The 25,829-nt window shown below is 32.9% G+C and carries 19 protein-coding genes; 14 read left to right on the forward strand and 5 right to left on the reverse strand.

Annotation, left to right across the window (positions count from 1 at the left end; all coding sequences use genetic code 11):
* The first annotated feature begins 86 nt into the window (after window positions 1-86).
* Complete coding sequence (locus tag ASC44_RS07375; RefSeq protein ID WP_055446972.1) at window positions 87-620, forward strand: hypothetical protein; 534 nt, start codon at window positions 87-89, stop codon at window positions 618-620.
* On the opposite strand, the gene ASC44_RS07380 is transcribed toward ASC44_RS07375, so the two are convergent.
* The gene (locus ASC44_RS07380) at window positions 617-967 is read right to left on the reverse strand and encodes a hypothetical protein (RefSeq protein ID WP_055446973.1); all 351 of its coding nucleotides are present in this window, start codon (window positions 965-967) and stop codon (window positions 617-619) included. The genes ASC44_RS07375 and ASC44_RS07380 overlap by 4 nt on opposite strands.
* Before the next feature lie 2 nt (window positions 968-969).
* A complete protein-coding gene (locus tag ASC44_RS07385) occupies window positions 970-1,944 on the reverse strand; it encodes a polyprenyl synthetase family protein (protein WP_055446974.1) in 975 nt (324 codons plus the stop codon).
* A 124-nt stretch (window positions 1,945-2,068) separates the two neighbouring features.
* Here ASC44_RS07385 and ASC44_RS07390 point away from each other — a divergent pair, with 124 nt between their 5' ends.
* From ASC44_RS07390 to ASC44_RS07430, 9 genes are all read left to right on the forward strand, one after another.
* Complete coding sequence (locus tag ASC44_RS07390) at window positions 2,069-2,677, forward strand: TetR/AcrR family transcriptional regulator (RefSeq protein WP_055446975.1); 609 nt, start codon at window positions 2,069-2,071, stop codon at window positions 2,675-2,677.
* Window positions 2,677-4,002, forward strand: coding sequence for a TolC family protein (locus ASC44_RS07395; protein ID WP_055446976.1), 1,326 nt, complete (start codon window positions 2,677-2,679; stop codon window positions 4,000-4,002). The genes ASC44_RS07390 and ASC44_RS07395 overlap by 1 nt, the downstream gene beginning before the upstream one ends.
* A gap of 24 nt (window positions 4,003-4,026) precedes the next feature.
* Window positions 4,027-5,196, forward strand: a complete 1,170-nt coding sequence (locus ASC44_RS07400) for an efflux RND transporter periplasmic adaptor subunit (RefSeq protein WP_055446977.1) — start codon at window positions 4,027-4,029, stop codon at window positions 5,194-5,196.
* Window positions 5,197-5,198: 2 nt separating this feature from the next.
* Window positions 5,199-8,711 carry an efflux RND transporter permease subunit gene (locus ASC44_RS07405; protein ID WP_055446978.1) on the forward strand — a complete coding sequence of 1,171 codons (3,513 nt, stop codon included), beginning with the start codon at window positions 5,199-5,201 and terminating at the stop codon, window positions 8,709-8,711.
* A 96-nt stretch (window positions 8,712-8,807) separates the two neighbouring features.
* A complete protein-coding gene (aspS, locus tag ASC44_RS07410) occupies window positions 8,808-10,556 on the forward strand; it encodes an aspartate--tRNA ligase (protein WP_055446979.1) in 1,749 nt (582 codons plus the stop codon).
* 71 nt (window positions 10,557-10,627) lie between these two features.
* A complete protein-coding gene (locus ASC44_RS07415) occupies window positions 10,628-11,188 on the forward strand; it encodes a hypothetical protein (RefSeq protein ID WP_055446980.1) in 561 nt (186 codons plus the stop codon).
* Complete coding sequence (locus tag ASC44_RS07420) at window positions 11,160-11,996, forward strand: tetratricopeptide repeat protein (RefSeq protein ID WP_055446981.1); 837 nt, start codon at window positions 11,160-11,162, stop codon at window positions 11,994-11,996. Before ASC44_RS07415 ends, ASC44_RS07420 begins: the two co-directional genes overlap by 29 nt.
* 66 nt (window positions 11,997-12,062) lie before the next feature.
* Complete coding sequence (locus tag ASC44_RS07425; RefSeq protein WP_055446982.1) at window positions 12,063-13,841, forward strand: chloride channel protein; 1,779 nt, start codon at window positions 12,063-12,065, stop codon at window positions 13,839-13,841.
* A gap of 40 nt (window positions 13,842-13,881) precedes the next feature.
* Window positions 13,882-14,118 (forward strand): hypothetical protein, encoded by a 237-nt coding sequence (locus ASC44_RS07430; RefSeq protein ID WP_055446983.1) that lies wholly within the window; start codon window positions 13,882-13,884, stop codon window positions 14,116-14,118.
* Here the strand turns inward: ASC44_RS07430 and ASC44_RS07435 are convergent.
* Entirely contained in the window at window positions 14,115-14,564 is a 450-nt protein-coding gene (locus ASC44_RS07435) for a nucleoside deaminase (RefSeq protein ID WP_055446984.1), read from the reverse strand. The genes ASC44_RS07430 and ASC44_RS07435 overlap by 4 nt on opposite strands.
* 76 nt (window positions 14,565-14,640) lie before the next feature.
* Here ASC44_RS07435 and ASC44_RS07440 point away from each other — a divergent pair, with 76 nt between their 5' ends.
* On the forward strand, window positions 14,641-15,627 hold the full coding sequence (locus ASC44_RS07440; protein WP_055446985.1) for a hypothetical protein: 987 nt from the start codon (window positions 14,641-14,643) through the stop codon (window positions 15,625-15,627).
* A 53-nt stretch (window positions 15,628-15,680) separates the two neighbouring features.
* On the opposite strand, the gene ASC44_RS07445 is transcribed toward ASC44_RS07440, so the two are convergent.
* Window positions 15,681-18,347, reverse strand: a complete 2,667-nt coding sequence (locus tag ASC44_RS07445; RefSeq protein ID WP_055446986.1) for a T9SS-dependent M36 family metallopeptidase — start codon at window positions 18,345-18,347, stop codon at window positions 15,681-15,683.
* Between the two features lie 149 nt (window positions 18,348-18,496).
* Here ASC44_RS07445 and dxs point away from each other — a divergent pair, with 149 nt between their 5' ends.
* Complete coding sequence (gene dxs / locus ASC44_RS07450) at window positions 18,497-20,269, forward strand: 1-deoxy-D-xylulose-5-phosphate synthase (protein ID WP_055446987.1); 1,773 nt, start codon at window positions 18,497-18,499, stop codon at window positions 20,267-20,269.
* Here dxs and ASC44_RS07455 read toward each other — a convergent pair.
* Window positions 20,266-21,606: a deoxyguanosinetriphosphate triphosphohydrolase gene (locus ASC44_RS07455; protein WP_055446988.1), complete on the reverse strand. Its 1,341-nt coding sequence runs from the start codon at window positions 21,604-21,606 to the stop codon at window positions 20,266-20,268. The two genes, dxs and ASC44_RS07455, sit on opposite strands and share 4 nt — an antisense overlap.
* Window positions 21,607-21,785: 179 nt before the next feature.
* Here ASC44_RS07455 and ASC44_RS07460 point away from each other — a divergent pair, with 179 nt between their 5' ends.
* Window positions 21,786-24,611, forward strand: coding sequence for a TonB-dependent receptor (locus ASC44_RS07460; protein WP_055446989.1), 2,826 nt, complete (start codon window positions 21,786-21,788; stop codon window positions 24,609-24,611).
* A gap of 46 nt (window positions 24,612-24,657) precedes the next feature.
* Window positions 24,658-25,824 (forward strand): hypothetical protein, encoded by a 1,167-nt coding sequence (locus ASC44_RS07465; protein WP_055446990.1) that lies wholly within the window; start codon window positions 24,658-24,660, stop codon window positions 25,822-25,824.
* Window positions 25,825-25,829: the final 5 nt, after the last annotated feature.

A 25,829-nucleotide genomic window follows, 5' to 3' on the forward strand; every position in this document is an offset into this window, starting at 1 on the left:
AAATTTTATCAAAAATACAACTTTCTCTAAAAATAGCTATGCTTTTCTTATATTTATGTCTTTCTTAACAATCTAATATAATTTCTATGATTTTAAAAGCACACTCTTTTACAAAAGCTATTGTCTTGTCCTCCCTTTTATTCTTTATTTTTTCTACAATTTCAGCTCAGAGTATTGAGCAAAAAAGTGATTTTTGGGAACATGTCCGTTTTGGAGGTGGTTTAGGATTAAGCACAGGTAATAATATTTTTAGTGCTACTTTATCACCAAGTGCTATTTACGATTTTGATTCACAATTCTCTTTGGGTCTAGGATTAAGTGGCACATATTACAGTCAGAAAAACATCGCTAAATCCACTGTTTTTGGTGGGAGTATCATTAGTTTGTACAACCCTATTAGAGAGATTCAATTATCTGGCGAATTTGAACAAAATCATGTAAGCCGAAACTTTGACAACCCAGCTATTATAGACGATAGCTATTGGATTCCTGCCTTTTTTGTTGGCGCTGGTTATAGAACCAATAATATTACAATTGGTGTGCGCTACGATTTACTTTATGATGACAACAAAAGTATTTATGCTAATGCTTGGGCTCCTTTTATTAGAGTGTACTTTTAAGAATATTTATTCCTAAACCAAACCTTTTGCCATTCTCGTTTCAATATTAAAAACGAAACTTGAGCAGCTAGTTCAACGGTATCATCACCATTTAAAGCTTTAACCTTATCCTCTGCAACATCTATTATATAGAGCACATTAAGATATTCGTTAAATTTTTCTTGAATGAGTTTGTATACCGTTTCATGCAGCATTACTTTTAAACTTGAAGGCAGAATATCTTCCTCAAAATCTAAATCTATATTAGCATACAAGAAATCTTTATTTAATTGATGGATTAACTTTTTATATAAATCTAATTGATTTGCTTCTTGAATTAAAGCTTCAAAGTTAGCTGGTAATTTCATGGTTATACTTTTCTTGTCATAAGTGAGCTACCAAACGCTTTTAAAATTTCTTTTTTATCTTCAGAAATATTTAAAGCTTCTAAAACCGTAAATGCTTTAGTTGTATAACTTTCAATTTCCTTTTGGGTTGCTTCCGCAGAACCACTCTTAACAAAAAATTGTTTTACAGTATTTATTTTCTCAACGTTGTCTTCTAAACTAACAGAGAACAATTGTTCTAATTGATTACTTTCCGAAGCATTTAAAAAATCTAAAGCTTTTAAATATAAATAGGTTTTTTTATTTTCAATAATATCACCACCAACCTGCTTTCCAAACGTTTCTGGATTACCAAAAGCATCTAAATAATCGTCTTGCAACTGAAATGCGATACCTAATAAACGGCCAAATTCGTAAATTCCATTCTGGTCATCATCTGAAGCATTTGCAACAATAGCACCCATTTTCATGGCTGCACCTACCAAAACGGCCGTTTTGTATTCAATCATCTTTAAATACTCCGGAATGGTAACATCGTCTCTAGTTTCAAAATCTACATCGTATTGTTGGCCTTCGCAAACTTCTAATGCTGTTTTACTAAACAATTTAGCTAAAGCTTGAAATGTTTCAGGCTCATAATTCTCGAACAGCTGGTAAGCCATAATAAGCATAGCATCTCCAGAAAGAATACCTGTGTTAGTATCCCATTTTTCGTGAACGGTTTGTTCGCCTCTTCTTAAAGGAGCAGCATCCATAATATCATCATGAACTAACGAAAAATTATGAAACACTTCAATACTCAATGCTGCATCTAAAGCCTTTTTATAATCGCAATTAAAAATCTCTGCGCTCATTAAAGTTAAAACAGGACGTAAACGCTTACCTCCTAGTTTTAGAATATAATTAATGGGCTCGTATAAATTTTTAGGCTCACGAACTTTAGAAAACGTTCCTAAATAGTCTAAAAATGCGCCTTGGTAATCTTGAGTGTTTTGCATAGCGCAAAAATAATGCAAAAAGCTAAATAAATTGACGCATTAGAAAATCTATATCAAGAAATTTATAAAACCTTGGAAACTTTTATTGTTTTTAAAGTTTCCATGTGTATATTTGCACAAAATTATGAGAGAAAAAATTATACATAAATCTGCCGAACTATTCTTAACCCTTGGTTTTAAGAGCGTTACTATGGATGATATAGCAAATGGCTTGGGCATATCAAAAAAAACAATTTACCAACATTTTGATAATAAAACAAAATTAGTTGAAGCAACCACACTTAACATGTTTAATAACATATGTGACGGCATAGACTGTATTTGCAATGCATCGCACAACCCTATTGAGGAATTATACGATATTAAAATGTTTGTAATGAAATATTTAAAAGACGAAAAAACCTCGCCTCAATTTCAATTAAAAAAATACTATCCACAAATACACCAACAACTTCAATTTAAACAATTTGAAAAAATGCACGTGTCTGTAAAAAACAGCATGCAAAAAGGTGTAGATACTGGTTTATTTAGAAAAAACATTGATGTAGATTTTATTTCCCGAATGTACTTTAATGGTATGTCTGGAATAAAAGATAAAAACATTTTTCCATCAAAATTATTTACAATGGAATATTTAACAGAAAGCTACTTAGAATACCACCTAAGAGCTATTTGTAATGAAAAAGGCTTACAAACATTAGATAAATTTACTAACAAACACAACCTTAACTAATGAGAAAAATACTCATATTATTTAGTTTAATTATTAGCTCAATTACTTTCGCCCAAGAAACGAAAACCGAGTTTTCTTTACAAGAAGCCATTGACTATGCATTAGAAAATAACCGACAAGCAAAAAATGCGACGTTAAACATTGATGCCGCCAAAGCGCAACAATGGGAAACTATCGCTACTGGCTTACCTCAATTAGGAGCAACTATAGATTACATTAATAATATTAAACAACAGTTTCAAGAACCAGTAGATTTTGATAATAATGGTTTTATAGACTTTGGGGCTAAACAATCTATAAATGCAAGCGCAACTATAAATCAATTAATTTTTGATGGCTCTTATTTAGTTGGACTTCAAGCTTCAAAAGTATTCCTAGAGATTTCTAAAAACAGTAAAGAAAAAACAGATCTTGACATTAGAAAAGGAGTAATTAATGCCTATGGAAATGTTTTACTTACAAAAGAAAGCATCTCTATTTTAGAGAAAAACATTAGCATTCTCGAAAAAAATTTAAGTGATACTACTAAGATTTTTGAAAATGGTTTAGAAGAAGAAGAAAGTGTAGAGCAGCTTAAAATTACACTTTCGGGTGTAAAAAGTAACCTTAATAATGTTATTAGACTTAAAAGTGTTGGTAACAAAATGCTAAACATTGCTATTGGAAAAGATATTAACGATCCAATAACAACAACCGATAGCTTAGATTCTTTAGCCGAACAAAACATAACTCTAAACTTATTAGAGGCTACCGATGACGTTAAAAATACAATAGATTTTAAAATAGCAGATAACGACAAACGTTCTAAAGAGCTTTTAGTAAAACTTGAAAAAAGTAAGGCATTACCAACTATTGGCGCGTTTATAAATGGCGGTTATTTAGGTAACAGTCAAAAATTCACTTTTTTAAACAACAACCAACAATGGGTTGGAACAGCAAATTTTGGAGCAAGAATTACCATACCTATTTTTGGTGTTGGTTTGCAAAGCGCAAGAACACAACGTGCCAAAATAAATTTAAATATTGCTGAAAATAATTTAAAAGAAACCGAACAACAATTAAAACTTCAAATAGCTGCCGCTAAAAGCGAGTATCAATTTGCTATCGAAGAATACGATAACAAAAAAGATAATTTAGCATTAGCAGAACGTATTGAAAAAAAGAATCAAACCAAGTTTTTTGAAGGTATTGGTTCTAGTTTCGAATTACGTCAAGCACAAACACAACTATACTCGGCACAAAACGAGTTATTACAAACCATGCTTGATGTCATTAATAAAAAAGCAGCGTTAGAAACTGTTTTAAACAACATACCAACAAAATAATCCAACCGAAAAAACACTATCAAAATGAAACATATATTTTCAGTATTAATCGTAACACTTCTTTTAGCTTCTTGTGGAGGAAACAAAAAGAATACAGTCGAAAAGGTTTTAGAAACTAATAACTTAGAAGGTATTCGTACTAAAAGAGCAGAGTTAGTAGCAGAGCAAGACGTTATTCACTCTAAAATAAAATTATTAGACAACCGAATTAAGACATTAGACACAACACAAAATATTCCTTTAATCACCACTTTTAAAGCAAAGGAAGAAGTATTTAATCATGTTTTAGAATTACAAGGAAATGTAACTACTAAAAACCTTTTGATTATAACACCTGAATTTAATGGAATACTAACAAACGTATATGTTAAGGAAGGGCAACGTGTCTCTAAAGGACAAGTGTTAGCTAAAATTGATGATGGTGGATTAAGCCAACAATTAGCCCAATTTAGAATACAATCTGACTTAGCAAAAACAACTTTCGAGCGTCAGAAAAGATTATGGGACCAAAAAATTGGTAGTGAAATTCAGTTTTTACAAGCCAAATCATCTTACCAATCTCAACAAGAAGCCATCAACCAATTACAACAGCAAATAAACAAAACAACAGTAAGAGCGCCTTTTAGCGGTACTATTGACGATGTTATTACAGAAAAAGGAAGTGTTGTTGGCGCAGGACAAACACCACTTATGCAAATTGTAAATTTAGACGATATGTATATTGAAACAGATGTACCAGAAAGCTATGTTTCTAATGTAATAAAAGGTAAAAGTGTTAATGTAGAATTCCCTGTTTTAGGCAAAAATATTGATACAGAGATTCGCCAAGCTGGAGCAGTAATTAATCCTGTAAACAGAACATTTAGAGTAGAAATTGGAGTCCCAAATAAAGACAAAAGTATCAAGCCAAACTTAACCGCTAGACTTAAAATTAACGATTATACAAACGAGAAAGCGATACTTGTTCCACAAAGTATTATTTCTGAAAATGCTGAAGGTGAGCAATACGTGTATGTTGTAAAAGACAAAAAAGATAATGATGAAGGTAAAGTAAGTAAAGTCATTATTAAAACAGGAAAAACCCAAGGTGATGTTATCGAAGTTTTGGAAGGTGTACCAGATGGAGCTGAGCTAATTTTAGAAGGCGCACGTAGTGTTAAAGACGGACAAACGGTTAAAGTAATAAACTACTAAGCATGACTAAAAAGAAAAAACAAGTCGAAAAAGAATTTGGTTTATCATCGTGGGCAATTAACAACAAAACCACAATGTATGTGCTAATTGCTGTTATCTTTTATTTAGGTATTGCAGCTTTCTTTAGTATGCCAAGAGAAAATTTTCCCGAAGTAAATGAAACTAAAATTTATGTTAGTTCTATTTATCCTGGAAACACCGCAGAGGATATTGAAAAACTAATAACAGATCCATTAGAAGACAAACTAAAAACAGTAAGTAATGTTGTAGAGATTACCTCAACATCTCAAGAAGATTACTCGATGTTAATTGTTGAGTTTGATGAGGGTATTACCGTAGATCAAGCAAAACAAAAGGTTAAAGACGAAATAGATACAGAAACGTCTGGCGAAGATTGGCCAACTTTTAATGGTGCTAAAGTAGAACCTGATGTATTTGAATTAAGTTTATCTGAAGAAATGCCAATCCTGAACATTAATATTTCAGGAGATTATCCTATTCAAAAATTAAAAGATTTTGCTGAATACCTTCAAGATGACATTGAAGATTTACAGGAAATTAAGAAAGCAGATATTCGTGGAGCACAAGAAAAAGAAGTCGAAGTTGCTGTAGATATCTATAAAATGATGGCAGCACAAGTTACTTTTAATGATATTACAGGAGCCATTAATAATGGAAACTTAACGATGTCTGCAGGTAATTTAAAAGCTAGCGGACAAAGACGTACCATTAGAATTTTAGGTGAAATTGAAAAACCTTCAGAATTAGAAAATTTTGTGGTTAAATCTGAAAAAGGAAAATCTATTTACTTAAAGGATATTGCAACTGTTACATTTCATGAAGAAGACAAAACAACATTTGCAAGAGAATACGGAGAACCTGTAGTTATGCTGGACGTAAAAAAACGTGCTGGTAAAAACATGGTTGCTGCAGCAGAACAAATTCAGGTTATTGTTGAAGACGCTATTGCTAATGTGTTTCCTCCAGATTTAAAAGTAACAATTACTAACGATCAATCTTCAAAAACTATTGGTCAAGTAGACGACTTAGTAAACAACATTATTTTTGGTGTTATCTTAGTAGTCACTGTTTTAATGTTCTTTTTAGGATTTAAAAACGCCCTATTTGTTGGTTTTGCTATTCCAATGTCCATGTTTATGTCACTTATGATATTAGAATTACTTGGACAAAGTTTAAATACAATGGTACTTTTTGGTCTTATTATGGGACTTGGTATGCTTGTAGATAACGGTATTGTAGTTGTAGAAAACGTCTATCGTTTAATGGAAGACGAAGGTATGGGTAGAATTGAAGCTGCTAAAAAAGGTATTGGTGAAATTGCTTTTCCTATTATTATTTCTACAGCAACAACTGTTGCAGCCTTTACACCTTTAGCATTCTGGCCAGGAATTATGGGAGAGTTTATGAAAATTCTACCAATAACATTATCTGTAGTATTAGGATCTTCATTATTTGTAGCCATCTTTTTCAACTCCGTATTGGTCTCTAATTTCATGACTATTGAAGATAAAGACATGCCTTTAAAGCAAATTATTAGAACAACAATAATAGTTGGTGCTATTGGTGTACTTATTCTATTATTTGGTGGCACTTACAAAGGTTTAGGTACAGTAATGATTTTTACTGCGATTATGCTTTGGGCTTACCGTTTCTTTATTCGTAAATGGGCAAATAGCTTCCAGAATAAAGCATTGGTAAATTTAGAAAACTGGTATGAGCGTCAATTACGTGGTGCACTTTCTGGTTGGAGACCTTACATTTTAAGTATTGGTACCTTTTTACTACTAATTGCTTCGTTTATCGCTTTTGGTATGTCATTAAGCGCTAAAAGAACTAAGGTTGAGTTTTTTCCAGATAACAAACCAAATCAAATTATTGTTTATATCGAGTATCCTCAGGGAACTGCAATCGAGAAAACAAATGCTATTACTAAAGAAATTGAAAAACGTGTCTTTACAGTTGTAAACCAAGAAAAATACATATTTGAGGGCGAGAACTTTTTAGTAGAAAGTACAGTCTCACAAGTTGGTGAAGGTGCAGGAAACCCGCAAACTGATGGTGGATCTGCTGCCGAAATGCCTCACAAAGGTAAAATTACAGCATCCATGCGTGAGTTTAAATTTAGACGCGGAGAAGATAGTGAGTTACTTCGCCAAGAAGTACAAGCCGCATTAGTTGGTATTTATCCAGGTGTTTTAATCTCTGTTGAAAAAGATGCTAATGGCCCACCTGCTGGTTCTCCAATTAATATTGAAATTGAAGGCGACGATTATAACGAGCTTATTGCAACTGCCGAAACCATGCGTGAGTTTATAAATACCAAAAATATTGCTGGTATCGATGAGCTTAAAATTGATGTTAATAAAGATAAGCCTACAATGCGAGTTACTATCGATAGAGAAAAAGCAGGTGAATTAGGTATTAGTGCGGCTCAAGTTGGGCAACAATTGCGTAGTTCTATCTTTGGGTCTAAAGCTGGAGTTTACAAAGAAGGTGGTGACGATTTCGATATTTACGTTCGCTTTAATGAAGAAAATAGATATAATAAAAGTGCATTATTTAATCAAAACATTACGTTTAGAGATAATACTGGACAAGTAAAAAGTGTCCCTGTTTCTGCTGTTACAAAATACGAAAACAACTCAGGTTTTAGTGCTATTAAGCATAAAGACACCAAACGTGTTGTAACGGTGTATTCTGCTTTATCTCCTGGTTTTACAGATGCAGCAGCCATAGTAAGCCAAATTCAAAACGAAATGAAAGCTTATGAAGGTTTACCAACCAATATTAAAATTGATTACACAGGTCAAATTGAAGAACAAAACAAACAAATGCTCTTTTTGGTCGGTGCATTCTTTACAGGATTAGGTTTAATATTTTTCATCTTAATATTTCAATTTAATTCAGTTTCTAAACCAACAATAATCATGATTGCTATTTTCCTTAGTTTTATTGGTGTATTTGGTGGTATTGTAATTTCAGGAAGTGCCTTCGTTATCATGATGACAATGGTTGGTATTATATCGCTTGCAGGTATTGTTGTAAACAACGGTGTGGTACTTTTAGATTATGCACAATTGCTTATAGATAGAAAGAAAGCAGAATTAGATTTAGAAAAAGAAGATTACTTATCTAACCAAGATCTATTTGAAAGCATTGTAAAAGCAGGAAAAGCACGTTTAAGACCCGTTTTACTAACAGCAATTACTACCATTTTTGGTTTAATTCCTTTAGCTATTGGTTTAAACATTAACTTCTTTACACTGTTTGCAGACTTCAACCCAAATATTTATATGGGAGGAGATAACGTTGTCTTTTGGGGACCACTAGCTTGGACAGTAATATATGGTTTACTAATCGCTACTTTCTTAACATTAATTGTAGTACCAATATTGTTTTTCTTGTCTGTAAAATTAAAAATGTGGTTGAAGAGTAAATTTTCTTCAGAAGAAAAAGAAGAAATAATAGCTATTGAAACTGTAATTGAAGACTAACCTCTTATTTTATATAAATAGCACAAACTATTTAAACAAAAAAATCCGAAGTCTTTGCTTCGGATTTTTTATTTTTGCAACTTATAAAAACACACTATGTACAGAAGTCATAATTGCGGTGAATTAACTGCATCACATATAAACACAGAAGTAACCTTATCTGGTTGGGTTCAAAAATCAAGAGATAAAGGTTTTATTGTTTGGGTAGATTTACGCGACCGTTATGGTATTACGCAACTTGTTTTCGATGAAGAACGCACCTCTAAAGACATGCTTGAGAAAGCGCAAAAATTAGGTCGTGAGTTTGTTATACAAGTAAAAGGTACTGTTATTGAGCGTGCTTCAAAAAACCCTAACCTTGCAACTGGTGATATTGAAATTTTAGTTTCAGAACTTAACATCTTAAACGAAGCATTACTACCTCCTTTTACTATTGAAGATAAAACTGATGGTGGAGAGGATATTAGAATGAAGTATCGTTACTTAGATATTAGACGTAATCCTGTTAAAAACAGTCTTATTTTTAGAGCTAAAGTAACTCAAGAAGTTAGAAACTATTTATCTAATGGTGGTTTTATTGAAGTTGAAACACCTTACTTAATTAAATCTACACCAGAAGGTGCTAGAGATTTTGTAGTGCCTTCTCGTATGAATGAAGGTGAATTTTACGCACTACCACAATCACCTCAAACGTTTAAGCAATTGCTTATGGTTGGTGGTATGGATAAATATTTTCAGATTGTAAAATGCTTTAGAGATGAAGATTTACGTGCCGACAGACAACCAGAATTTACACAAATTGATTGTGAAATGGCCTTTGTTGAACAAGAAGATATTTTAAATGTTTTTGAAGGATTAACACGTCACTTACTAAAAGAAGTAAATGGTGTTGAAGTGGATAAATTCCCAAGAATGCTTTACGACGATGCTATGCGTTTATACGGAAACGACAAACCAGATATTAGATTTGGGATGGAATTTGGCGAATTAAACGAAGTGACACAGCATAAAGAATTTGGTGTCTTTAATAGCGCAGAATTAGTTGTTGGTATAGCAGTTCCTGGCGGAAACGCTTATACAAGAAAAGAAATAGATAAATTAATTGATTGGGTAAAGCGTCCACAAGTTGGTGCTTTAGGCATGATATATTCTCGCTGTAATGACGATGGAAGTTTTAAATCTTCTGTAGATAAGTTCTACGATCAAGACGATTTAGCAAAATGGGCTGAAGTAACTGGTGCAAAAGCTGGAGACTTAGTATGTGTACTTTCCGGAGAAACTAATAAAGTGCGTGCACAATTATCTGCTTTACGTATGGAATTAGCAACACGTTTAGGACTTAGAGATCCTAAAGTATTTGCTCCGCTTTGGGTAATTGATTTCCCATTATTAGAATTAGACGAAGAGACTGGACATTATCACGCGATGCACCATCCATTTACCTCTCCAAAACCAGGTCAAATAGAATTATTAGACACTAATCCTGGAGATGTTAAAGCGAACGCTTACGATTTAGTTTTAAACGGAAACGAAATCGGTGGTGGTTCTATTAGAATACACGATAAAGCAACACAAGCTATCATGTTAAAACACTTAGGTTTTAGCGATGAAGATGCTAAAGCGCAGTTTGGTTTCTTAATGGATGCTTTCGAATATGGTGCACCTCCGCATGGTGGTTTAGCCTTTGGATTAGATAGATTGGTTGCCATTCTTGGCGGACAAGAAACCATTAGAGATTTCATTGCATTCCCGAAAAATAATTCTGGTCGCGATGTTATGATTGATGCTCCTGCTCCAATTGATGCAGCGCAATTAAAAGAGTTAAGTTTAAAACTTGATTTGTAGTTTATACCTTCAAATTAACTGTTTATAAATCAATCCTGCTTTTTGCAGGATTTTTTTGTTAGCTTAGATTTATGAAACGCAAGAAAGTCTTTAAAATTATTGGAATAGCACTCTTAATAATTATTATAGCCATTGCCGGAATTATTGGTTACGGCTATTACTATTACACAGAAGCTCACAATACAGAAAACAAACCTTACCAAAACTACATTGGCTATATAGACCAAGATAAAGCGCTGCTTAAAGATAAATATGAACTTTGTGAAGATGGTTTTATACAAAGAACTTACAATGGCTCTGCATTAGAAGGGTACTACATTAACAAAAAACATTATAGAGATCAATTATTTAGTGAATTCAATACTAATAATTATAATGACTCTGGGTATTTAAACTTTCGGTTTTTAGTAAACTGCGAAGGTAATGCTGGATGGTTTGAAATTATTGAAATGAATTTAGACCTTGAGGAAACACCTCTTAATAAAGATTTAGTAGATGAATTACTAACCTTTACTTCAAACTCAAAACACTGGAATATTTTAAAATATCCAAAAAACAATAAGCCATACAATTATTACAATTACATCTCATATAGAATAGAAAATGGAAAAGTTACTCAAATCATACCTTAGTCTATGTTGCTTACTAGTACTTTTTTCTTGTAAAAATGAAACTAGTTTAAACGCTTCTGAAAAAAGAGAATCAGCTGAAAAGACCTATAAAGCTGCAATTCAATTTAGGCAAGGCTCTACTGCATTTCAAAATGGCATAGCAGAAGCTGTTACAATAGATCCAACTTACGAACCTGGTGTTTATGAGTTATCTGTCGCAGATTTAAAAAGAGGGCTTCCTCACAAATGGCTTCCGCAATATAATAAGGCTGTAAAAATGGATTCTGTAACACGAATTCCTTGGAGAGGTTACCTCTATTTATGGTTTTATAGAGATTATAAAAAAGCAATTGCAGATTTTGACGCCAGCGATACGTTAACACCAGATTTTATTGATGCTCCACAAGGACATAGTGTAGATTATTGGAGAGGTATTGCCTATTTAGGTTTAAACGATTATAAAAACTCTAATGCCTATTTTGAAAAACACATCACTAAAGAGACCAAAGAATTTGGAGAAGATTACGTAGATATTACTGCTTTTCTATACAATGGTATTTCTTATTTTGAAGCAGGAGATTATGAAAAAGCACTTTTAAACTTCAATAAACAACTTGAATATTCAAGAAACCTCAGCGCAGATGCTAAGTATTATAAAGCGCAAATTTTTATAGCTGAAGATAAAAACAAAGAAGCTTTAGAAACTATAAATGAAGCGATAGACGATTATAATCAAGGCTATAACAATAAACGAGCGTACGTAGAAACCTTAAGACAAATTTATCCTCAAGATTTAACAGTACTCAAGTCTAAGATTGAAAAACTCTAAATACTTTTAATATTAAAATCCTGCTTGTCGCAGGATTTTTTGTTACTTTGATATAAGTAACTAATCATGCCAAAAAGAACACTTCTTAAACGCTTTTTAATTTGGAAATATAAACACATTTCCGAAAAGAATTTTACTTTTATATTAAGTGCATTAGTCGGGTTATTAGCAGGATTGGCTGCTGTAACATTAAAAAACGTAACCTTTGCAATAGAAGCGCTTCTTGCTAAAGGTATTGTCTTTTCTCAAAATCAGTTATATTTTATATTGCCTGTAATAGGTTTATTATTTGTGTATTTGTTTGTAAAATATGTAAGTAAAAAACCTATTGAACATGCAATTCCATCTATATTATTTTCGTTAACACGAAAAAGTGGATTTCTAAAACGCTCAAAAATTTATTTTCCTTTAATTGCTGCTCCTTTAACCGTTGGTTTTGGAGGGTCGGTTGGTTTGCTTGGTCCTGCTGTAGCTTCTGGTGCTGCAATAAGTTCTAACCTAGGAAAACTATTTCATATTAACAGAAAAACAAGAACACTACTTATTGGCTGTGCTGCAGCTGGAGCAATTTCTTCTATTTTTAAATCCCCAATTGCCGCAATTATTTTTGCCGTAGAAGTCTTTAGTCTAGATTTAACTTTTGTGTCGTTATTACCTCTACTTATAGCCTCGGTGTCATCTGTAATTACCTCCTATTTCTTTCTAGGAGACGATTTACTTTTCAATTTTAATTTTTCAGATAAATTTCAAATAAAAGATATTCTCTTCTATGCAGCTTTAGGTATTGGAACCGGCTTTGCTTCTATCTACTTTACGAAGATGTATTTTGCTATACTTAAATTTTTCGAACGCTTTAAAACTCCTTTTCAACGTTTAATTATTGGAGGCTTAGCTATTGGTATTATGCTGTATTTTATTCCGCCGTTATATGGTGAGGGTTTTGGCTTTATAAACAATTTACTCGCAGGAAATCACATTCAAGCTCTAGGAAAAACACCTTTCGATGCTTTTAATGATAACATTTGGGTGGTTATTGCTCTTCTTATTGGCATTACCGTGTTTAAAGCAGTAGCCATGACTACAACTTTTGCTGCTGGAGGAGTTGGTGGTATTTTTATTCCTACACTAGTTATGGGAAGCGCACTTGGTAATGCAGTAGCCAAAGTAATAAATAATATAGGCTTAGGTTTTAATGTTAGCGAAACCAATTTCACTTTAATAGGTATGGCCGGTCTAGTTGCGGGTGTTTTGCATGCGCCTTTAACTGCTATTTTCTTAATTGCAGAAATTACTGGTGGTTATGAATTATTCATCCCATTAATGATTGCCGTTGGTATTTCTTTTAGTATTAAAAAAAGCGCAATCGACTACACTATTTACACCAGAGAACTTGCAGAAAAAGGGCAACTTTTAACGCACGATAAAGATCAAAATGTTTTAACATTAATGACTCTGGACTCTATTATAGAATGTCATTTTTCTAAACTACACCCAAAAATGACTCTTGGAGAAATGCTTTATGAAGGTGTTGCTAAATCGACAAGAAATTTATTTCCGGTTGTAGATGAACATGGTAAATTATCTGGAATTATTTTATTGGACGATGTTCGAGATATTATGTTCGACCAATCGCTTTATGACGCTACTTTAGTTGAATCTTTAATGCATAATCCACCAGATAAAATTATTTATGAAAAAGATTCTATGCAAACAGTTATGCAAAAGTTTCAAGATTCTGGAGCATGGAATTTACCTGTAATTAAAAATGAAAAATATGTTGGTTTCGTTTCGAAATCGAAATTACTAACAGCTTACCGAAGACAATTAATTAACGCTTCATCTTAATCTAAATTTTGATTAGTTTTGTGCCAACAATTTTTATAAAATGAAATATATCATCTGGTTCTTCTTTATTGCTTCTTTTGCCTCAATTATTTGTGGCTACGCTTTGGATGTTTCTTATTCTCAAAAGTTAATAGGTTATGGAGTCCTTGGTTTCTTTTTTATTGTAGTCCCTTTATTTTCATGGTACAGTTGGAAAGATAAAAACCCAAGAGATTACATGATAACTAAAGAGAACCTTGATAAAATGCGTGAGCGAGAAGGTGATAAAAGACGTTAATTTAGGTTTCTTCTTTCTACAAAAAAGCGCTTCATTAATTTTGAAGCCTCTTCTTCAAGTATTCCGCCTTCAATTTTTGTTTTAGGATGTAATTTTGTCTTTAAATTTATACAGCCTCTGTCTTCGTCTCTTGCTGCATATACTATTTTAGAAATCTGACTCCAATATAAAGCACCTGCACACATCTGGCAAGGTTCTAGTGTCACATATAATGTGCAGTTTTTAAGATATTTTCCACCTAAAAAATTTGCTGCAGCAGTAATAGCTTGCATTTCTGCGTGTGCAGTAACATCATTTAAAAGTTCTGTAAGATTATGTGCTCTTGCAATAATTTTATCTTCAATTACAATAACAGCTCCAACAGGAATTTCTCCTTTTTCGTAGGCTTCCTCTGCTTCTTGCAATGCTTTTTGCATGAAATATTTGTCGTCGTATGGTTTTATCATTTTATAAAAATACGATTTCAATTTAAATAATACGCTTCGGCAAGAGTTTTGATACTAGTTTAAAAAGATTTATAATATGGCAAATTATTATTCTATTAAAATACCAGAACCCTGTCACGAAGGTTGGAACACAATGTCTCCTAAAGACAAAGGCCGTTTTTGTAACTCTTGTTCAAAAACAGTTGTTGATTTTACAAAAATGAACACTTTGGAAATTCAAGATTACTTGATACAAAACAAAGACCAACGTATTTGTGGACATATAAAACAAACACAATTAGACTCTATAAATATTAGGGTTCCTTTAGATTTAATTCAGCAAAAACATAGTATTTATAAAGCGTTCTTTTTGGCACTAATAATTACCATGGGAACATCAATTTTTAGTTGTTCTTCAAAAAATGGAGCGCCTAAAAAAATTGACAGTATAGAAGTAATTGATACTACTAAAAATGAAGTTATTGATGTTTTAGGAATGATTACTCCTTCTCCCATAACAAAAGATAGTATTGTAAAAAAGAAAGCGTGTAAAGCGCCTTTAATTAGCCCTCGAAATCCAGAGACAGATGGTATGATAGAAATTGAAACAATAATTACTGGAGATATTATTGCTACTCCAGAGCCAATAGATGAAACTTCTTTAAGTATTGAAGCTCCACTTACTATAGGAAAGATGAGTATTGAAGAGAATTTTCCTAAAAAACCGTACAACATACATTATGTTGATGAATTACCAAAGTTTAAAGACACACCTAAAGACTTATCTAAAAAAGAAGAATTAAAATACTTTCAGGCTAAGTTAAGTGATTTTGTTAAAGGTAACTTTTGTACACCTTCAACTGTAAACTTAGATCTAAAAGGAAAACAAAAAATATATGCTAAATTTATTATTAACACCTCTGGAGGTATTGAAGATATAGAAGTTAGAGCTCCTCATCCTGCATTCGAAAAAGAAACGATAAGCGTTATCAATAAATTACCTTTATTAACTCCAGCCAAAAACACGCACAAAAAAGCGACTCCAGTATCCTATATACTTCCAATATTTATTAATGTTGAATAAAAAAAGGCAGCTATAAAATAGCTGCCTTTAAAATAATTATTTAAAAACTATCTCTAGTTTTTAAGAATTTTATCATTTGTATTAATACCATCACCTTTAATAGTAAGAATATACATTCCAGATTGTAATGCACTAATATTTAATTGAGCTTCTGAAGCTAAATTAACATTCTTAGTTAATACAATTCTACCATTAATATCTGTTAATGTCATTTTTACATCTCCAAAATTCTTTTTCACTTTAATATTCAACATATTGTTAGCTGGATTAGGGAAAATTGAATAATTAGACGTTTTAAACTCATCTACACTTAAACTTGTACAGTTTTGTAGTGTTGGATCAGAAGAATCAGGCTGTGTAAAATCCTCAACTTGATCTAATCTTGAAGCAAAACTTCCCTGAGATGCATTAACACCAACTCCTCTAGCAGCAAAAGCTTCCCAAATCATACATTGGTCTTCACCACCAGTTAAAGCCATATCCGCAGCAAGTATACCATCTCTACCATTTATGAAACCAGCATCACAACCTTGAAGCTTTAAACCATCTAAAACAAGTTGCATTATTTTGTTATTTCCTCCTGTACCATAATAAACATCAGTATCAAACCCATATTTATCAATATAATCCCATGTTAAATCCCATAAAATGGTAGCCCATACTGTACCAATACCATGAGGAGAAGAAATAGTTAATTCATTATTTGTATCTGCATACGTTAAAGGGTTTACAGAAGTATCTGTACTATATGGAAAAGGTCTAATTCCAACGCCTCCTAATTCTTGCCCAACAGAGTACGTAACGTATCCTCTTGCATCTGTAGCTAAATCTGTAGTTTTCATTGTAATCATCATACCAAACCAATCGGACCATCCTTCGCCCATTTGCTCTGCATTACCTAAACAATTAGAATCTGAAGGCCCACCTGCTAATCGTGTTGAAATTCCATGACCATATTCGTGTGCTACAATTTCATTATCTAAACTACCATCTATTGTAGGTCTACTAAGAGTAGCGTTTATAATAGTACCACTTGAAAGTGCTGCAATTAATTGTTCTCCATCTAAATTATTAATAAAAACAGATGGTATCGCTAAAACAGGGGTTGTAAAACCTGCCATAGTAACATATTCCGTATACGCTGGATCATTAGTTGGGTTATTATGATTTACCATAATCACTCCTACTGCTCCAGCATTTTGAGCGTTTTGAATTTTATCTGTAAAATTACATGTCCCTCTTTTTATTACAGCTATCTTTCCTGATACTGCCGAACTGTTAACTAATGCACTACATCCTTCCGTAGGCGTTGCTCCTCCTGAGTTAACTAAAACTAAATCTGCCGTTACAGGCTCAGGACTTGGGAAAGTTACATTGTTTGTATCATCTGTTGGAGCAGGATAACTTGCAACAACCTCTCCTATTATTGGTCCTCCAGAGTTAACATTTAAAGGACTTGTAGTTGTATCCCATAAAAACATTTGCATTCTTGGATTATTACCATCTGGTGGTGTAGAAAAATTAGCATTATTAAAGCCAATTCCATCTTGTCCATCTGCGATTACAGAATCATTTTGACTTCCTCCATTTCCATAATTATTTAACTGAAAATTACCTGAAACCTCATCAAAGCCATATTGATACCAAACATCATGCATTACATTACTTACATAAAACAAATTAGTTAATGATAAATCTTCAAATCCGTATGGATTAAGATCAATAACCGAACTAGAATAATCAAAGTTTAAAGTTGCTCCTCCATCTGGTGCATATCCAAATCCATTATTTCCATCTCTATCATCTTGTGCATAAACATTATTTCCTCTTGTAATAGTAAATTCCGCTCCTGCAGATCCAGTAAAATCATGCCATCCATAAGGAGAGGCATTTACATCTGCCGGTTCAGAAACTACAGATATTCCGTTTTCTAATGGATTTTCAAAAGGAAAAGGCACAACGCTATATTGAGACCCATCTACCATCATAGCAGAAGATGAAGTTTTAAATAAATTTACAGTTTCTGTATTAAGTTTATGCGCTTTATGAGTTGCATGATTACCATCTCCATAACTACATTTTACAACCCAGTCATTTGTACTTAAAACTTCTCCATTAGTAGCATCTACTCTTACACTATACCAATGCTCTCCACTAAGTGCATTAATATTTAAATCCCAAGCTAATTTTAAATCACCATTGATTGTAGGTTGTAAAACTAAAGCTACAGGAATATTGCTTTGAGACACATTACTGTTAGAAAAAACGTAATCATTATTACTATGACTTATTTCAGACATATTAGAAATACTTCCTAAATTATATTCGTTAACCACCGCACTAATTGCATCTTCTGCACTAATTACAGGAGAAACAGTATTTACTTTAGCAGCAATGTTTTGTATAAAACCATTAGCATAATAAAAGACATTATTATCTTTAATTGCAATACTTGATTTAGCATTATGGATTTTCAAACCTTGATAAGCTTGATTAACATAGACATGATTGATTCTTGTTTTTTTAGAAAAATAGGAATCAGTTACTAATAAGTTAGATAAATCATTTTCAGTTAAGTTGTGTTTTTCTTTGTTTTGGTCTAACCAGTTTTGAATTAGCGAACCAAACTCGTTGCTAGCTAAGTCATTTTGAGCTTGCCCCAATTGGAAAACAAGTAAAAATACAGTGGCAAATAAGCCTAGAATGTAATTTTTCTTCATAATTTTGTGTAGTTTAAAGATAGTTTTATAGAATGTCGCAAATATAACAAGCAGCTTACAATTATTTTAATTAAAACATAATTTTTATTGAGAATTCATTCAGTTTTAACATGTTTTTTCTGTATTTTATAACATTACTACAATAACAAATGCAAAATCATCCATTAAATGCAATTCATTCTATTGAATCGTTGAGAACACTAAAACAAGCCGATCTTCCTGTTTTAGCTAAAGAGCTTAGAGCATTTATTATTGAGGCTGTAGCTGCAAAGGCAGGACATTTAGGTGCCAGTTTGGGCGTTGTAGAGCTAACAATAGCGTTACATTATGTTTTTAACACTCCTGAAGATCAATTAATTTGGGATGTTGGACATCAAGCATATGGACACAAAATACTAACTGGTAGAAGAGACTTATTCGATACTAATAGACAAAAAAATGGTCTTAGCGGGTTTCCAAAGCGAGAGGAAAGTGAATTTGATAGTTTTGGTGTTGGCCATTCTTCTACTTCAATTTCGGCTGCTCTAGGTATGGCCATTGTTTCAAAATTAAAAGGCGACTACAACAAACAACATATTGCTGTAATTGGAGATGCCTCTATTGCAAGTGGGATGGCTTTTGAAGGCCTAAACCATGCAGGAGTTACAGATTGCAACTTATTAGTAATCCTAAATGACAATGCTATTGGTATAGACCCAAGCGTTGGTGCTTTAAAGCAATATTTAACAAACGTTAAAAAAGGCACACAAAAGCAAGACAATATTTTTGAAGCTTTAAATTTTAATTATTCAGGACCTATTGATGGACATAATCTACCACTTTTAATTTCAGAATTAGAACGACTAAAAACCGTAAAAGGACCTAAGTTCTTACATGTTATTACTACCAAAGGAAAAGGTTTACGCCAAGCGGAAGAAAACCAAGTTACATACCATGCTCCCGGAAAATTTGATCCTAAAACTGGCGATTTATACAAAAAAGAAAACCCTATTCAAGCACCAAAATTTCAAGATGTATTTGGGCATACTATTGTAGAATTAGCAAAACAAAACAAGAGTATTATTGGCATTACTCCTGCTATGCCCACAGGAAGTTCTTTAAAATACATGATGGAACAAATTCCTGATCGCGCTTTCGATGTTGGTATTGCAGAGCAGCATGCAGTAACTCTTGCTGCAGGAATGGCAACTCAAGGCATGATACCATTTTGCAATATTTATTCTACTTTTTTACAACGCGCCTACGACCAAGTTATTCATGATGTTGCAATACAGGATTTACCTGTTGTTTTTTGTTTGGATCGCGCTGGTTTGGTTGGAGAAGATGGTGCAACTCATCATGGTATTTTTGACATTAGCTTCCTGCGTTGCATTCCTAACTTAATTATTTTCGCTCCACGGAATGAAATAGAGTTACGTAACATTATGTACACTGCTCAATTAAGCTTAGAACACCCAATTGCAATTCGCTATCCTCGCGGTCGTGGAAGTATTATTGACTGGCAACAACCCTTCTCTAAAATAGAAATTGGCAAAGCCGAAGTATTAAAACAAGGTCATAAACTTGCAGTTTTAACTATTGGCACAATGGCTACCAATGTAGAAAAAGCCATTACTCTATCTAAAACGCTTAAAGAAATTTCGCATTACGACATGCGCTTTATAAAACCATTAGACCTAAAACTTCTACACGATATCTTTAAAACTCACAATACTATTATTACAGTTGAAGATAATGCTATTAAAGGCGGTTTTGGAAGTTCTATTTTAGAATTTGCAGCAGAGAACAACTACAAGAATAACATTTATTTAAAAGGTATTCCCGATGTATTTATAGAACATGGAACTGTTCAAGAACTACAACAATCTACGGGTCTAGATGCAGAAAGTCTTTCAATATTTATATCGAACAAACTCTCCTAAATACTAAATCCTTTTATTTTTCTATATTGAATGATAGCTTGACTATCGCTTAATAATGAAATGTAATGGCAAACACTTAAAAGTCTTTCATACAAACTTTCTTGATCTGTTTTTATCGTTTTTGGTAATCCTTTTAGAATTAACTTATCGTAATTAGATTCAGTATTAGAAAAACAATTATTTACTGCACTTGTATAAGTTTCTAGTAAAGTACTTAACACGCCATAACCAGCAATCTCTTTTTCTATAACCTCTGTAGACTGGTAAATTTTCTCAACACTTAACTTAATAATATCATTAATTTGAGCTTCATATTTACTCTTATCTAGCAGACCTTCACTAAAAGTTCCTGCCAAAATAGCCTCTTCATTTTTCATGAACATATCGATAGCTTCTTCAATTAGTGCTCCAATTGCTAACGCTCTTAAGTAACTTATGCGATCTTCAGTGTTAGAAAGCGTGTGATATTTTTCTGTTTTAATGCGATCTCTTACCAAGTTTATTAGATACTCTAAAGCAAAAGCTTCTGGTATTAAACCTAAATTAATACCATCTTCAAAATCGATTATTGTATAACAAATATCATCTGCTGCTTCAACTAAAAAAGCTAAAGGATGCCTAGCATAACTTGTATCTTTTTCACTTCTTTTCTCTAGACCCAATTCTTCTGCAACATCGATAAAGGCTTCTTTTTCATTCTGAAAAAATCCGTATTTCTTATCTGCAATATGTTTGGTTGGCTTTTTAGGCAAGGATTCTTTTGGGTATTTTGTAAATGCACCAAGTGTTGCATAACTTAAACGCAAACCACCTTCTCTGCCCACTCTACTTTGTGTAACAATTTTAAATCCGTTAGCATTACCTTCAAAATCACATAAATCTTGATATTCTTTATCGGCTAAACTTGCCGCATGCTCTTTTCCTTTTCCCGATTTAAAAAACTCACCAATCGCTTTTTCTCCAGAATGCCCAAAAGGTGGGTTTCCAATATCATGTGCCAAGGCAGCAGCAGCAACAATAGCTCCAAAGTCGTGCGCTTGATATCCATGAATATTTTGTAAATGCGGGTGTTTTTCTAATACTTTCTGTCCAACACGTCGCCCTAAAGAACGACCAACAACACTAACCTCTAAACTATGCGTTAACCGCGTGTGTACAAAATCGGTTTTAGATAAAGGAATAACTTGAGTTTTATCCTGAAGGCTTCGAAATTCTGAAGAAAAAATAATTCGATCGTAATCGACTTCGAAACCCAAACGTGTTTCATCCTGTTCTTTACGTAATCTTTTATTTGTATCACCAAAACGTTTTAGCGATAGTAGTTGTTCCCAATTCATAGTAAGCTATTAAGTGCTTGCAATATATAAATTTCAATGTTAAATTAAGGTTTCCAAATTATAAAAACACAACTTCCTTGGTAACATTAAACTAACCTTTTGATGAAAAAGGTTTAACCTCTAGTTAACCTTGACTTTACATGTTGATAGTTTCTTTGCAGCAGAAATTAAACCATAAAATGAAACAATTTTTTCTTACCGTTATCTTATTAACATCAGTATTCACTTTCTCCCAAAATAGTGCTTCAATTTCCGGAAAAGTATTAGACAAAGAGTTTAACAACGAACCGCTTCCATTTGCAAATGTTCTTATTAAAGGAACAGACAAAGGAACATCAGCTGATTTTGACGGTCTTTATAAGATTGAAAACTTAGAAGCTGGCTCTTACATTATTGAATTTAGTTTTATTGGTTATGAAACACAGAACATACCTTTTGAATTAAAAGCAAACGATGATAAAGTTTTAAATATTACTTTAAATGCAAGTGCTGCAGCTTTAGACGAAGTTGTTTTACAAACTACAACAAAACGTGAAAGCGAAACTGCTCTACTTCTAGACCAAAAGAAAGCTGTTGAAATTAAACAAAGTATTGGTGCAGATGAACTCTCTAGAAAAGGTGTTAGCAATGCTGCAGGAGCCGTTGCTAAAATCTCTGGAGTTTCTAAGCAAGAAGGCTCTAGTAATGTTTATGTTCGTGGACTTGGAGACAGATACTTAAACACCACTATGAATGGTCTTTCATTGCCATCTAACGATGTTAACAAAAAGAACATTGATTTAAACCTATTCTCTTCGGATGTTATTCAAAACGTATCCATTAGTAAAGCGTACTCTTCTAAATTTTATGGCGATTTTTCTGCCGGAAATATAGACATCACTTCAAAAGAACATAAAGGTAATTTAGCTTTTAGTGTAGTCGCTGGCTCTGGTTTTAACACTAACGCAATAGACAAGAGCTTTATAAGAAGTAATGATGCTGGTTATTTTGGATACTATGGTAAATACGAGCACAACCCATTTGCTGTTATTTTATCGCATGGTATAGATCCTAAAAGTACAAGCACTCCAATTAATATTAACTATGGTGCTTCTATTGGAAATACTTTCGACTTTAATGACGACTCTCGTTTAAGTGTCTTTGCAACTGCTTCTTTCGAGAACAATTACGAGTACAGATTTGGTAAAGCTGTAGATTTTTCGACTGTAGAAAAAAAGAGTTTTGAGGCTGCCGAAGAATATGAGTACAGCACAACTACAACTGCTATGGCTAACTTAAACTATAGAATGAATGATGATAATAGTATAAAGTTTAATTCTATTTTTATTAATAGTTCTTCAGAAGAAATCGGTTATTTTGGTATTGATGGTAAAGGAAAAAACAGAGATGCAATCCTTAATACAGACGAAGGTTTTTACCAAATGAATGTTCAGTTCGATCAAACTAGAATGTTTGTAAATCAATTATTAGGAAATCATAAATCTGGTAAATACGAATTAGATTGGGGATTTGGATATAACAAAGTATACGCAAATCAACCAGACAGAAAACGTATAAGTTTAGAAAACTACCACTTAGCACTTGACAACGATCCTAGTACAAACCCAAGTTTTTATAGTAATGTAGATTACGATAACCAACGTTATTTTCAAAATATTGAAGATGATGAGTACAACAGTAGAATCAATTTAGCATACGAAGCTAATGAGAATGTAAAATTAAATTTTGGGTATAACGGAAGATATAAAACAAGGCAATTTGATAACATCCGTTATGGATATGACATCCAAGACAATGGATATGCAGTAACAGATATAAATAATTTTGACAGTTTCTTCTCTTTATCTAATATTAGTTTTGACAACAACACTACAGGATACGATATTTCTGTTATAAACGGTATCCCTGTAAGCTCAACTGATCCAAATCAAACTTTAGGAAACAGTAATTTACCTGGTTTGCCAGAAAACACTTACTCAGGGAAATTAAGTATTGCTGCTGGTTATGCTGATGCTGAAATTAAAGCTGGTGAGAAATGGCTATTTGTTCCTGGTGTTAGATTAGAATCTTTCGACCAATCTATTAAATACGACGTTATAAACCTAGGTAATCAAGGAAACAGCGAACGCTCGTTTAAAGAGACTTTTGTTCTTCCAACTTTAAATGTAAAATATGGCTTAAACGATGATCAAAACATACGTTTCTCTGCAAGTCAAACCGTTTCTGTACCAGAATTTAAAGAAGTTGCTCCTTTTGTTTACGAAGATGTATCAACAAGAATTGGTGGTAATCCAGATGTATTAGGATATTCTAAAATATTAAATATCGATTTAAAATACGAATGGTTTTTTAGCAGAAGCGAAATCTTTTCGATAGGTGCTTTTACTAAACAAATTGACAACCCAATTAATCTTGTTGTAGTAGGTGATGCAACCGGAACACAACGTTATGTTAGAACAGGAGATAAAGCTAGCGTATATGGTGTTGAAGTAGAATTAAGAAAAAACATTTTAGTAGATGATGAAGAGAACACCAACTTATCTTTTGGAGTTAATGCTACATACATGAAAACAAAACAAGATTTGTATCCAACAATAGATGGTACTTTTGATTTGGCTTTCAATAAAACTGAAGATGAATTACAAGGTGCTTCGCCATTAATATTAAATGCAGACATAAGCTACTCTCCAACTTTTAAAAACTACAAGCCCGTAGCAAACTTAGTATTCTCATATTTCTCTGATAGAATTGATGCTTTAGGATCTGGAGATCTAGGAAATATAGTAGAAAAAGGGATTCCTACTTTAGACTTCGTTTGGAAAAACACTATAAACAAAGATTTTGAAATAAACTTAAGCGCTAAAAACATACTAAATCCTTCAATACAATACGTAAGAGAAGATGGTACTGTTGGAGATGTATTTGTAACCTCAGCGAACGGAAAAGGTGTTACAGATTACAAACGCGGTTTAGACATAAACATTCAATTTAAATATAAATTTTAATAACAACAACAACTCACAATTAAAAATAAAACTAAAAAAGAACACGATGAAAAAACAATTAATTTTAGGATTAGCACTATTAGCTTCAGTATTTTCTTGCACAACAGACGATACTTCTGATATCGTAATAAACTCAACTACAAACAACACTACAGGTGGTGAAACTGGAACAGACCCGCAAACTATTTTCTTATCTGGTACTTATACTGAAGATTTAACACTTGACATTAACAACACATACAAAGTTAATGGTTCTTTAATTATGGCAAGCGGAACAACATTAACTGTCCCTCCTTGTATGACAATAGAAGCTTTATCTTCTGGTGCAGATGTTTACATTGCAATCTCTCAAGGTGCTCAAATTATAGCAAATGGTACTGCTAGTTGTCCAATTGTATTTACTTCAGATTCATCTAATCCACAAGCTGGAGATTGGGGCGGATTAATATTATTAGGAAAAGCGCCAATAAATTCTGTTACAGGATCGGCTACAGCTACTTCAGAAATTGCTAGCTTACCTTATGGTGGTAATATTGCTAATGATAATTCTGGCTCTTTAAACTACGTAAGAGTAGAATATTCTGGTGGTGCAGCAGATGGACAATCTGAAAACAACGGATTTTCTTTCTACGGTGTTGGAAGTGGAACAACTGTAAATTACATTCAAGCTATCGAAGGTAAAGATGATGGTGTTGAGTTTTTTGGTGGTACAGTAAACGCAAGTTTTATCTCGGTTATAAACGCTGAAGATGATTCAGTAGATTGGACTGAAGGTTTCTCTGGAACTTTAACAGATGTTTATATTTCTAACAGAGCTACAGATGACAAAGCTATTGAAGCAGATGGTTACAATACAGATTTTAGTAATGCTACAGGTATTTTCTCTAAGCCAACAGTAAACAACGTAACAATTATAGGAGACGGTTCTGCTAACTCGTCTGAAGCTGTAAGATTAAGAGCTGGTACTCAAGGTATCTTTTCAAACATTCATATTACTGGTTATGCTGAAGGTTTTGATTTAGATGATTTAGATACTGGAAATGGTGTTGTAAGTGACGATTTACAAGTAACAGGTGTTACTTTTGTAGATGTTACATTAAACATGAAAAACGATACAACAGTTACTTTTACTGATGCAGATTTGTACACAAGTGAAGGTACTGCAACTGGTACAGATTATGCTACTTGGGGAGCAAACTGGACAGTAGAGTAGTAAAC

The sequence above is a fragment of the Lacinutrix mariniflava genome (assembly GCF_001418015.1).
Classification (GTDB): domain Bacteria; phylum Bacteroidota; class Bacteroidia; order Flavobacteriales; family Flavobacteriaceae; genus Lacinutrix; species Lacinutrix mariniflava.